A 10,732-nucleotide genomic window follows, 5' to 3' on the forward strand; every position below is an offset into this window, starting at 1 on the left:
TGGAATTGCTCTAATGGCGCAGATCGGAAAGAAAGCGCTGAGCTCTGGGATGACGGGGGCTCTTGAAAAACTCCTCGGGAGGTGCGGTCTCCAGGATCTCACCGGCGTCGATGAACCAGATCCGGTCGGCCACATCGCGGGCAAAGCCCATTTCATGGGTGACGCAGAGCATGGTCATTCCTTCCGCCGCCAGGCTTTTCATGACGCTGAGCACTTCGCCGACCATTTCGGGATCAAGCGCGCTCGTCGGCTCGTCGAAGAGCATGACCGGCGGCTCCATCGCGAGCGCGCGGGCAATGGCCACGCGCTGCTGCTGGCCGCCTGAAAGCTGGCCCGGATAGGCATTCGCCTTGTCGGCAAGACCGACGCGATCAAGCAGTGCGAGCGCCTTGTCGCGCGCCACTTTCGCCGACACGCCCTTGACCCGGCTCGGCGACATGGAAACATTGTCGACGACGGACAAATGGGGAAACAGGTTGAAATTTTGAAAGACAAAGCCGATCCGGCTGCGCAGCCGATTGAGCTCGGCAGCGCCCATCGCGGCGTGAATATTCTTTCCTTCAAAATCTATCGAACCGCTATTGATCTCCTCCAGCCGGTTGATCGTGCGGATCAGTGTCGACTTGCCGGAGCCGGACGGTCCGCAAATGACGACGACTTCGCCGCGGCTGACATCGGCATTGATGTTGTTCAACACCTGGTAATGACCGTAGCTCTTGCAGACCGCGTGAAGACCGATCTCCCGAGCGCTGTCCTGCGGTGCGTAAACTGGGATGCTCATAGCTGCTCCGTGAATGTTTTTAAGGGAACGACGTCGCTGCGCAGGCGTATCTTCCGTGGCCCGGCTCGCCGGCGGGCAATTCGCCGTTCGACACTGTTTGCGACATGCGTCAGGCTCCAGCAGAGCGCATAGTAGACAACGGCCAGGATGAAAAAGACCTGGAAGGGTTGCGACAGCAACTGGTTGTTCACCTGACTTGCCGCGAAAGTCAGATCCGGCACGTTGATGATGTAGCCAAGCGTCGTGTCTTTGATCGTCGAAACGAACGTCGAGATCATGCTCGGGATCATGTTGTAGAGCGCCTGCGGCAGGATCACGAAGCGCATCGCGCCGATGTAACTGTGGCCAAGCGCTCTCGCAGCATCCATCTGCCCCTGGCCGAGCGAGACGATGCCGGCCCGCACGACCTCGCTTAAGAACGCGCCCTCATAGATCACAAGCGTTACCAGCATGATCAGGAAGCTCGGGACATCCGCCCCTGTCCATAGCGGAACGATGAAATAGCACCAGAGGATCAGCATCAGCAGCGGAACGCCGCGCGTGATGTAGACGAGGCCGGTTGCGGGCCATCTGAGGACTGCCCATTTGGAGAGCCGGGCCATGGCTAGCAGTATGCTGACGGGAAATGCGAGTGCTATGGCCAGCGCTGAAAGGATCAGCGTATTGGCAAGGCCGCCAAGCGGGCCATTGGGATACTGGCCGATCAGCAGCAGAAGCCAATAATCATGGATAATCTTGATGATATCCTGGATCACGCGCGCGCCCTCCGCACCGGATCGCTGCGCAGCGAGATATATGCGCCGAAGGCCATGATGATGAGGGAGAAGAACAGGTAGATGACCGTACCGATCAGATAGATCTCAAAGGTTCGGAAACTGACATTGTCGATTTCCTTGACGGCGTGGGTAAGCTCTGACGCACCGACGACGATTGCGAGACTACTGTTCTTGAACAAGGAAACGCTGTGATTGATGAGCGGCGGCAGAGCATTGCGCACGCCCTGGGGCAGGATGACGAAACGCATGGCCGAGATGTAGCCATGCCCGAGCGCTTTGGCCGCTTCCATCTGTCCTGGGCTGACTGACCGCAGCCCGGAGCGCAAATCCTCGCTGAAATAAGCGGCCTGGCACAGGCCCAGACCTATGATAGCAAAGATCGCCTCGGCATTGTGATCGGCCAGCCAGTCGGTGATGCCTTGCGGCATCAGCGTATAGATCCCGAAATACCAGAACATCAGCTGCACAAGTGTCGGCACGTTGCGATGATAGGAGACGTAAGCTTTCACGATCGGATCACCGATGCGAAGCGGCGAGACGCGAAGGGCAAAAAGCAGAATGGCCAGCGTCATCGCAAGGAGCCAGGAGCCGACATAGATGACGAAAGTCATCTCGATGCCCTGCAAGAGCATCGCAACGTAATCCGGATTCTTCAGGATGGCCGACAGATCGAATCCACTCACCGCTTCGCACCTTCCGCATCGTAGGTGGCGGCGGAGGACTCGGGCTTTGCCGTTTGCAGGCCGCCCATCACCTGCAATGTCGGAGTGATCTCCATGTGGCCGATATTGACTGCGACCGGCGCTGAAATGGCAAAGGCGATCGCATCGGCGATATCGGCCGCCTGCGGCAGCTCGAACCCGTCGATGAAACGCTCGCGCACGCTCGGGTCATCGCCATGGACGTGGTTGAATATATCGGTCGCGACGCGGCCGGGGCAGATCTCGGTGACCCGGACACGCTTGCCGAATGCATCGATGCGCAGCTGATTCGACAGCATGGCAACGCCAGCCTTGACGGCATGATAGGTAGAATTGCCGCCGAAATTGTAGTTTCCGGCGATCGAGGAGACGTTGACGACATGCCCGCGGTCACGAGCGACCATCCCCGGCACGACCAGACGGCAGATGTGCAGCACGGCGCGAAGATTGACGTCGATGAGGAGATCGATGTCCTCTTCGTCAGCCTGAAGGAATTTCTTCGGTCGGTCAACGCCGGCATTATTGACCAGAATGTCGAACTCTATTCTGCTCGCAAGAGCGGCGATTGCGGTACGATCCGTGACATCGATGACGTGTGCGATGCATCCCGAGCGCTCGGCCAGTTCCTTCAGGGCACCGGCGCTGCGCGCGATCGCATGCACTTCGATACCCTCGCGGCAAAACCGCTCGACCACTGCGGCACCGATACCGGAGGAAGCGCCGGTGACCAGCGCGGTCTTGTAATCGGAGAATGGCATTATGATCCCCTTTTTGTTGGTGTGGACATTAGCGGAGCTTCAACTCCTTGCCTAAGACCGATTACTTTTGGAGTAATAAGCAAGTTTTATGGAGACGTGCCGGCCGTAAGCGAGCCGGCTAAAGCCGAGGGTCATCGCGCCACTTTTGCAGCGATCCGCAGGGATTGGCGGCATCAGCCCGCGTTGCAAAACAGATCCGTGTCTGCAAACATGCCCGGCAAGGACAAAACAGTACGAATGCCATGGATATCAGACGTTTCAAATCCTTCATCGCCATCGTCGATAGCGGCAGCATCACGCGGGCCGCCGATATCCTGCATCTCGCGCAGCCGGCTCTAAGCCAGCAATTGGCGGCGCTCGAGGAACATTTCGGCCAGAAACTCCTGATCCGAAGCCAGCAGGGCGTCAGCATGACCGATGCCGGACACGCGGTTTATCGGCACGCACAAATCATTCTGCGCCAGATGGAACAGGCGCAAGCCGATGCCGCCGCCGCCGGCAATTCGCTTGCCGGACGCGTTTCGGTCGGTCTCGTGCCTTTCAGCAGCGCCGCCACGCTTTCGGTCGATCTTCTGGCGGAGACACGAAAGAGGCACCCCGGGATTCTGCTTCATCTGACGGAGAGCGTCGGCCAGACCTATAGCCAGATGATCATGACCGGCCGGCTGGAAATGGCATTGATCCACGGCACGGGGCCGATCAAGGGCGTGCGGTTCGAGCCGATCCTGAGGGAGGAATTCTACCTCGTCGCTCACCGCAATTTCGCGATCGATTCAGACCAGAAACCCGTGCCGGTAAGTGCCCTCGATGGGATGCCCATGCTGTTGCCGCCGGCTTACAATTTCGTGCGCCGGGCCGTCGATGCCGCCTTCACACGCAGCCGCATTAATCTCAAGGTCGTGGCCGAAGTCGAGATCGTACGCACCCTGGCGCGCGCCGTCGGAAGCGGGCTTGGCGCGACCATCATGCCGAAAGCGATTGCCGACCGTATCGTCTCGGAATCGAGCGAACCTCTCGTCTGCCGGCTGATTTCGCCGCGGATCGAGGAAACGCTGTCGCTTTGCACATCTGATCAGAACTCACTGTCGGAGCCGGCATTTGCCGTCAAGGACATCCTCGTCGAGCTGACCGAGCAGTTGAAGGTCTAGAGCTTAGGGGCAGACGCCAATGGCCTGCGACCCGAAAACCGGGCCGCAGGCACACGGGATTATGGCTCAGCGCATATCGCGGCAGAACTCGGCAATGCGGGCGCAGCCCTCGCCAAGCTTCTCCATGCTTGTCGCATAGGAGATGCGGAAATAAGGACTCATGCCATAGGCGGAGCCCTGCACCGTCGCGACATGATGCTCATCGACCAGCGCCATGACGAAATCGACGTCCGTCTCGATCTTGCGTCCGCCCTTGGTGGTCTTGCCGATCAGGCCGGACATGTTGGGATAGATGTAGAAGGCGCCTTCCGGCTTGTGGCAGCGCAGCCCATCGACCTTCGACAGTTGGTCGAGGACGAAGTCGCGTCTTTCCCTGTAGATTGCCGCCCGTTCCTTCAGGAGATCCTGCGGACCGTCCAGCGCCGCGATCGCGGCTGCCTGCGTGACGGTTGCGATGCCGCCGCTATTCTGGCCGTTGACGTTGCTGATCGCGGCGATCAGCTCCTTCGATCCGCTGGCGCAATACCCCAGGCGCCAGCCGGTCATGGCATAGGCCTTCGAGACGCCGTTCATCGTCAGGACACGATCATAGAGCCTCGGTTCCGCATCGGCGATCGTGCAGAATTCGAACCCGTCATAGACCAGGTGTTCGTAGATATCATCGGTGAGTATCCATACATTCGGGTGACGCAGCATGACCTCGGCGATCGCGGCCATTTCCGCGCGCGAGCAGGCAGCACCCGTCGGATTGTTCGGGAAGTTTAGGAGAAGCCATTTGGTGCGCGGCGTGATCACCGCCTCCAGATCTTCCGGACGCAACTTGAACCCGGCCTGCTCGAAACAAGGGACGGCGACCGGGACGCCGCCGGCAAACTTGACGATGTCGGCGTAGCTGACCCACGACGGCGTGGGAATGACGACCTCGTCGCCGGGATTGCAGGTGGCAAGCATCGCGTTGAAGATCACCTGCTTGCCGCCGCCGGAAACGACGATCTGGCTTGCATCGTAATCGAGGTTGTTATCGCGCTTGAATTTTCGGCTGATCGCAGCCTTCAGTGCCGGCGTGCCATCCATCGGCGGATATTTGGTATCGCCGCTCAGTGCGGCAGCATGCGCCGCCTCGATCGCATGGGCCGGAGTCGGAAAATCCGGCTCCCCCGATGAAAGGCTGACGACCTTGATGCCTTTGGCGGCCAGTTCGCGGGCGCGCTGGGTCATGGCGGCGGAAGCGGAGATGGAAACGTTCTTCAGACGATCGGCTTTGGAGGGCATTGGCGTGCTCTTTCGATGGAAATGAAAAACTGACTACTGAAGGCAATCAGGATGCAAGTTCGGCCGCAGGCGCGAGGGTGGCGCCGGAAGCTTCGATTTCACTGCGGACGATACGGGCGAGCTCCAGCGAACCGGGCGTGTCGCTGTGGACAAGGATCGAACGGGCGGGCATCTGGATCGTGGTCCCGTCAATGGCCTCGACTGTCCCGCTGGTCAGGAAACGGCGCACTCGCGCCCGGACCGAAGCCTCGTCCTTGACCAGCGCGCCCGGCAGGCCGCGGGAAACGAGCCTGCCGCCGGCATCATAGGCGCGGTCGGCCAGAAACAGCGCCAGCGTCTTGAGCTTCGCGCGTTTTGCCGCCTTTTCGATTTCGCTGTCAGGCGTCACAAACACGACGAGATGCGGATCGACCGTGGCAATGGCATTCATCATCAGATCGGCGAGCGCCGGATCGCGATTGACCATATTGCCCATGGCCGCGTGAAAGCTGAAATGTCCGACGGTCATACCCTCGCTCCTGGCGATCGCAATCAGCGCGCCAAGCTGATAGAGCATCTGCTGCCGAAGCTCGTCCGGCTGGAACGGCATCTCGCGGCGGCCGAAGCCGGATCGGTCCGGCAAGCCCGGATGCGCGCCGATGCCCACGTCATGCTCCTTGGCGAGACGAACCATGCGCGCCATCGTCTCCGGATCGCCGCCATGAAAGCCACAGGCGATGTTGGCCGATGAGACAATCTTCATCATCGCTTCGTCATCGCATAGCCGATAAGGACCGAAACCTTCGCCCATGTCGGAATTCAGATCGATCTTCACCGCTTCCTCCCCTTGATCGTTGAAATTGCCGTCAGGCCATCGCCTTCAAAGCACGCTTGACCATTTGCGACGTCCGCCTGATATCCTCGACGTAGCGGGTCACGGCCTGCTCCACCGCGCGTGCCTCAGCATGCGTCGAACGGACGAACTGCAACCGGCTTCCGATCCGTGCCTGACCGAGCCGCCACAGATCGCATTCGACGACGCCGGCGATCTTGGGATAGCCGCCCGCGGTATTGGCATCGCTCATCTGAATGATCGGTTCACCGCCGGGCGGGACCTGGACCACGCCAGGCACCACGCCATGCGAACGCATCTCGACCGTCGCCATCGGCCTTAAGGGTTCGCCGGACAGTCGATAACCGGTGCGGTCGCTGCTTGACGATATGCGCCAGATCTGGCCCCAGAAGGCCTCGCCTTCCGAGGCGAACAGCTCATGTTCGCCGGCAACGATCGCACGGATGGATAGCACGCCGTCGGTTGGAGCCGGAAAGACATGACGCAGAGCCACTGCCGGCTCGATGACCGCAAGGCCGCTTGGCGGCGGGGGAAGTGCGTCCGAAGGCATGCCGAATTCAATTTGATCGCCCTTGCTGAGCGGCCTACCGGCATTTCCGCCAAAACCACCGCGCAGCGACGTGCTGCGCGAGCCCATGAGGACGGGCACATCCAGCCCTCCACGGAACACGATGTAGGCGCGTGCGAACCTGGGCGGCTGCCTTATCTCCAGGAGCTGACCCGGCTCGGCAACATGAGTACACCAGGAACGCAGCTCCCGACCGTCCAGTGTTGGATTGCCGTCCGCGCCCGTGACGGCAAAGATGCCACCCGCCTCGAACCGCAGCTTGAACGGAAAGGTCTGAACCTCTATCGCTGCCGCGTCCTCGTCGTTGCCAACGAGGATATTGCCGATCTTCACGGCAAGGGGGTCCATCGCGCCGCTGGCTGTGACGCCGATGTCGCGATAGCCCGGGCGACCGAGATCTTGAACCGTATTGAATGGGCCAGTTTCGATGATCTGGATCATAGTTCGATCCTTGCCGGCAGAAAGCGCACCGTATCGCCGGGCGCCATCAGGGCTGGCGTCGCGGAGGCCGGATCGAACATCTGCAGATCCGCATGGCCGAGCGAGTTCCACCCGTTCGGGCCTGTCAGCATCGCAATGCCTGTCTGCATCCCCCCGATCGTCACGCTGCCCTTCTCCATCCTGAGCGACGGAACGGTCTTGCGCGGCATGTAGATGCGCGGGTCAAGCCCGTGCAGGTAGCCGAAACCGGGAGCGCTTCCCAAGGCGAAGACGCGGTAGCTCGCCTCATAGTGGATGCGCACGACCTCACGGTCGCTCAAGCCGCAAAAATCGCAGATTGCAGGAAGGTCAATCGCAGAGGTGCCGCCATAGTGAACGGGGATTTCGATGATCTTTCCTACCAGGTCGAGGCTCCCGGCCTTGTTCCATGCCTCAAGAAGTCGACCCGTTACCATTTCGGGATCCTCAGGCGTCTCCTTGAAGATCGCCAGAAGATTGGTCATCCCGGGGATCACTTCCGCTATATCAACCCAGCCCTTCACCGTTTGCGCCAGAGCCCAGATCCACCGCTGCGCAGGCAGATCGAATTCGCCGGGCGCTTCGAGCAGGAAAGATCGGGTGCCGATGCAGGAGATCCTGGCCCGGCCCTTGGTGGCAGGAACGATTTCGCGCGATGATGTGACGGTGTTCGTAGTGGCAATCATGACAGCGGCTCGATTTCGAACAGAGGATCCCCGAATCCGACCAGGGTTTCGGGCTCCACCAATTGCCTGGTCAGCAAACCGGACCTGCCGGCGGGAATGGGCAGCAGGACGGAACCGATGCGGATAAAGCCGATCACGTCCTGGCTTGAGACAGCGCGGGGAAGATGCGCGGCTTCGTCGGAATCCGAAGGATGCAAGGGATAGAAGTGGCCCACCATTGGCGCTTTGGCCACCGCCACCGGTATCGCCGGTTGAAGCCGCGCATCTCCTGTCAGGCTGATTTCAGCATGCCCAGCCTTCGAAACCACGATGCGCAGATTGGCGCCAGGCCGCGAAATCTCCAGACCATCGACGCCTGCCGCCGTGAGCGCATCAGCCAGAGCCGCGATGGTCGAAGGATCGCTAAAGTCGATCGCACTCATGCAGCCCTCCTCTGCCGAAGCCATTGCTCCAGATAGTGAATATCTGTCTCGCCGCGGGCAAACCCTTCATCCTCGAACAACATGCGCAGTAACGGCAGGTTGGTGGAAATCCCTTCTATCCTTGTGGCAGCAAGCGCCTCGCGCATTTTGGCCATGGCTTCTGCCCGGGTAGGCGCATGAACGATCAACTTGGCGATCAGTGAGTCATAATAGGGCGAAACCCGATAGCCGGCGTGAATATGGGTATCGACCCGGATACCCGACCCTTCCGGCAGTGCCAGATTGGAGATCGTGCCTGCCGAAGGCAGGAAACTTTCGGGATCTTCGGCATTGATGCGGCATTCGAAGGAATGGCCGGCACACGCCACATCATCCTGACGCATTTCGAGGAAATTACCCTGGGCGACCATTATCTGCGCCTGAACAATATCGATCCCGCTGGTCATCTCGGTGACGGGATGCTCGACCTGCAGGCGCGTGTTCATTTCGATGAAATAGAAGGAACCATTCTCGTAGAGGAATTCGAAGGTTCCGACGCCGCGATAGCCGATCTGCCGGCAGGCTTCTACGCAGGCCAGGCCGACGGAGCCGATCGTTTCCGAAGATATCCCAGGCGCCGGGGCCTCTTCCACGACCTTCTGATGCCGGCGCTGCATCGAGCAATCGCGATGCCCGAGCCAGACGGCATTGCCATTGCCATCGCAGAGCACCTGAATTTCGATGTGACGCGGATGCTGGAGGAACTTCTCCATATAGAGTGCTGGAGAGCCGAAAGCCTGACGAGCCTCTTCCCGTGTCAGCACGATGGCTTCGTGCAGCTCGCTTGCGTCCGAAACCACCCGCATCCCTCTGCCGCCTCCGCCGCCGGCGGCCTTGATGATTACGGGATAGCCGATCTCCTGGGCGATCTGCTCGACCGATGCCGGATCATCCGGAAGCGACGTATCGGGACCGGGCACGCAGGGCACTCCGGCTGCAATCATTGCCCGTTTCGCCGATATCTTGTCGCCCATGATCGCGATCGAGGCAGCTTCCGGCCCAATGAATGCGAGGCCGGCTCTCTCGACGGCTTCGGAAAAGGCTGCGTTCTCGGACAAAAAACCGTAGCCGGGGTGGATCGCGCCCGCTCCGGTCAGTTGCGCGGCAAGGAGGATCGCATTTTGATTGAGATAACTGCCGGCTGCGTTCGCAGGACCGATGCATAGAAAGGTGTCCGCGGTCTTGCCGTAAGGTGCCTGCCTATCCGCTTCAGAGCAAATCGCGACCGTCTTCAAGCCGAGTTCGCGGCAGGCCCGCTGAATTCGCGCAGCAATTTCGCCGCGATTGGCAATCAGGACCGTATCGAAACGTCGGCCTGCCAGTCCCATCTTGTCGAGAGCTTTCGCCATCATGCGATCTCCGCGAGCATGTCGCCCGTCTCGACTTCGCCGCCATCTGTTTCGGTGATCTGCCTGATGCGTCCGGCCTGCGGGGCTGTTATCTTGTTGAAGACCTTCATCGCTTCGATGATGAAGAGCGTCTGCCCCTCCTCCACCAAGTCGCCGATCTTGACGAAAGGCTCCTGCCCGGGTGCCGGCGCCCGGTGCAGGACGCCGAAGATCGGCGCCTTCACGGAGATGATCGAGGCTCGGGTGTTTGCCGAGGTATCGTGACTGTTCTCGACGGAGCTGACGGCCACCTCCTGCGGCGCTTGTACCGAAGCTATCGGGGCACCCTGATGCGGCACGCGGAAAATGCGGATCGTGACGTCCTTTTCCGTCACCGAGAGCTCGGTAACGTTTGATCGCCCAACAAAATCGATCAGCGTCTTTATCTTCGACAGGTCCATGCGGGAACTCGGCATTTCGGAACACCTCACGCAGCCCGGTTCAATGGATGACGACTGAGTTTGGCTGACTTCCTCCGTACACGATCACTCTGACGATGGGGTCAAAAGAACTTTTGATGACGTCGCCGCTCAATCAACGCGATAGCCGGCTGAAAGTCACCTCCGGACAACTTTCCGATCTGAGCCTTCAATTGCACGTAGGCGTGCAAAGGCCCAAGCAAGACGGCTTTGGAGAATTTGCAGTTGAACGGGATATGAGCTTGTGATTCGCTACTTTCAGACTGCAACGCCACTTTTAGAGATCACAACCCACAGTCAACGAAATCTGATCCGGTAATGTGAAGGGATATGAACCTGTGACGCCGTTATTTACTTCGTCAGCGAAATCGGCTTTCATCGCCCCACAGCCCGACAGTGCCGACCAAACCGCTCATTTCCCTAGCCTCGCGGCCACAACAGCGTGCGGCATCAGGAACGTGGCAATCTCCGCGATGACGTCCG

The 10,732-nt window shown here is 59.9% G+C and carries 12 protein-coding genes; 1 reads left to right on the plus strand and 11 read right to left on the minus strand.

Features of this window, described 5'->3' with window-relative positions:
• Nucleotides 1–10: 10 nt before the first annotated feature.
• The 4 genes from GDN47_RS30950 to GDN47_RS30965 are packed head-to-tail and all read right to left on the minus strand — an operon-like array spanning nt 11 to nt 3,016.
• Nucleotides 11–781, minus strand: coding sequence for an amino acid ABC transporter ATP-binding protein (locus GDN47_RS30950; RefSeq protein WP_152094964.1), 771 nt, complete (start codon nt 779–781; stop codon nt 11–13).
• The gene (locus GDN47_RS30955) at nt 778–1,536 is read right to left on the minus strand and encodes an amino acid ABC transporter permease (RefSeq protein WP_152094965.1); all 759 of its coding nucleotides are present in this window, start codon (nt 1,534–1,536) and stop codon (nt 778–780) included. The genes GDN47_RS30950 and GDN47_RS30955 overlap by 4 nt, the downstream gene beginning before the upstream one ends.
• Entirely contained in the window at nt 1,533–2,240 is a 708-nt protein-coding gene (locus GDN47_RS30960; protein WP_152094966.1) for an amino acid ABC transporter permease, read from the minus strand. The genes GDN47_RS30955 and GDN47_RS30960 overlap by 4 nt, the downstream gene beginning before the upstream one ends.
• The gene (locus tag GDN47_RS30965; protein WP_152094967.1) at nt 2,237–3,016 is read right to left on the minus strand and encodes an SDR family oxidoreductase; all 780 of its coding nucleotides are present in this window, start codon (nt 3,014–3,016) and stop codon (nt 2,237–2,239) included. Before GDN47_RS30965 ends, GDN47_RS30960 begins: the two co-directional genes overlap by 4 nt.
• A 242-nt stretch (nt 3,017–3,258) precedes the next feature.
• Here GDN47_RS30965 and nac point away from each other — a divergent pair, with 242 nt between their 5' ends.
• Nucleotides 3,259–4,164: a nitrogen assimilation transcriptional regulator NAC gene (nac, locus tag GDN47_RS30970; RefSeq protein ID WP_092713764.1), complete on the plus strand. Its 906-nt coding sequence runs from the start codon at nt 3,259–3,261 to the stop codon at nt 4,162–4,164.
• A gap of 66 nt (nt 4,165–4,230) precedes the next feature.
• Here the strand turns inward: nac and GDN47_RS30975 are convergent, their stop codons facing one another.
• The 7 genes from GDN47_RS30975 to GDN47_RS31005 are packed head-to-tail and all read right to left on the minus strand — an operon-like array spanning nt 4,231 to nt 10,231.
• The gene (locus GDN47_RS30975) at nt 4,231–5,436 is read right to left on the minus strand and encodes a pyridoxal phosphate-dependent aminotransferase (RefSeq protein WP_152094968.1); all 1,206 of its coding nucleotides are present in this window, start codon (nt 5,434–5,436) and stop codon (nt 4,231–4,233) included.
• A gap of 46 nt (nt 5,437–5,482) precedes the next feature.
• Complete coding sequence (locus GDN47_RS30980) at nt 5,483–6,250, minus strand: 5-oxoprolinase subunit PxpA (RefSeq protein ID WP_152094969.1); 768 nt, start codon at nt 6,248–6,250, stop codon at nt 5,483–5,485.
• A 31-nt stretch (nt 6,251–6,281) separates the two neighbouring features.
• On the minus strand, nt 6,282–7,277 hold the full coding sequence (locus GDN47_RS30985) for a 5-oxoprolinase subunit C family protein (protein WP_152094970.1): 996 nt from the start codon (nt 7,275–7,277) through the stop codon (nt 6,282–6,284).
• Nucleotides 7,274–7,981: a 5-oxoprolinase subunit PxpB gene (pxpB, locus tag GDN47_RS30990; RefSeq protein WP_152094971.1), complete on the minus strand. Its 708-nt coding sequence runs from the start codon at nt 7,979–7,981 to the stop codon at nt 7,274–7,276. Before pxpB ends, GDN47_RS30985 begins: the two co-directional genes overlap by 4 nt.
• Nucleotides 7,978–8,403: an acetyl-CoA carboxylase gene (locus GDN47_RS30995; RefSeq protein ID WP_152094972.1), complete on the minus strand. Its 426-nt coding sequence runs from the start codon at nt 8,401–8,403 to the stop codon at nt 7,978–7,980. The genes pxpB and GDN47_RS30995 overlap by 4 nt, the downstream gene beginning before the upstream one ends.
• Nucleotides 8,400–9,791 carry an acetyl-CoA carboxylase biotin carboxylase subunit gene (gene accC / locus GDN47_RS31000; RefSeq protein ID WP_152094976.1) on the minus strand — a complete coding sequence of 464 codons (1,392 nt, stop codon included), beginning with the start codon at nt 9,789–9,791 and terminating at the stop codon, nt 8,400–8,402. The genes GDN47_RS30995 and accC overlap by 4 nt, the downstream gene beginning before the upstream one ends.
• Complete coding sequence (locus GDN47_RS31005; protein WP_152094977.1) at nt 9,791–10,231, minus strand: acetyl-CoA carboxylase biotin carboxyl carrier protein; 441 nt, start codon at nt 10,229–10,231, stop codon at nt 9,791–9,793. Before GDN47_RS31005 ends, accC begins: the two co-directional genes overlap by 1 nt.
• Nucleotides 10,232–10,732: the final 501 nt, after the last annotated feature.

Origin of the sequence: Martinezella dioscoreae (assembly GCF_009176305.1) — a bacterium.
Lineage (GTDB): Bacteria > Pseudomonadota > Alphaproteobacteria > Rhizobiales > Rhizobiaceae > Rhizobium > Rhizobium dioscoreae.

Bases quoted from the DNA above. Each gene is read 5' to 3' on its own strand.
- GDN47_RS30950 (WP_152094964.1), bottom strand. From the start codon at position 781: ATGAGCATCCCAGTTTACGCACCGCAGGACAGCGCTCGGGAGATCGGT.
- GDN47_RS30965 (WP_152094967.1), bottom strand. From the start codon at position 3,016: ATGCCATTCTCCGATTACAAGACCGCGCTGGTCACCGGCGCTTCCTCC.
- nac (WP_092713764.1), top strand. From the start codon at position 3,259: ATGGATATCAGACGTTTCAAATCCTTCATCGCCATCGTCGATAGCGGC.
- GDN47_RS30975 (WP_152094968.1), bottom strand. From the start codon at position 5,436: ATGCCCTCCAAAGCCGATCGTCTGAAGAACGTTTCCATCTCCGCTTCC.
- GDN47_RS30985 (WP_152094970.1), bottom strand. From the start codon at position 7,277: ATGATCCAGATCATCGAAACTGGCCCATTCAATACGGTTCAAGATCTC.
- pxpB (WP_152094971.1), bottom strand. From the start codon at position 7,981: ATGATTGCCACTACGAACACCGTCACATCATCGCGCGAAATCGTTCCT.
- GDN47_RS30995 (WP_152094972.1), bottom strand. From the start codon at position 8,403: ATGAGTGCGATCGACTTTAGCGATCCTTCGACCATCGCGGCTCTGGCT.
- accC (WP_152094976.1), bottom strand. From the start codon at position 9,791: ATGGCGAAAGCTCTCGACAAGATGGGACTGGCAGGCCGACGTTTCGAT.
- GDN47_RS31005 (WP_152094977.1), bottom strand. From the start codon at position 10,231: ATGGACCTGTCGAAGATAAAGACGCTGATCGATTTTGTTGGGCGATCA.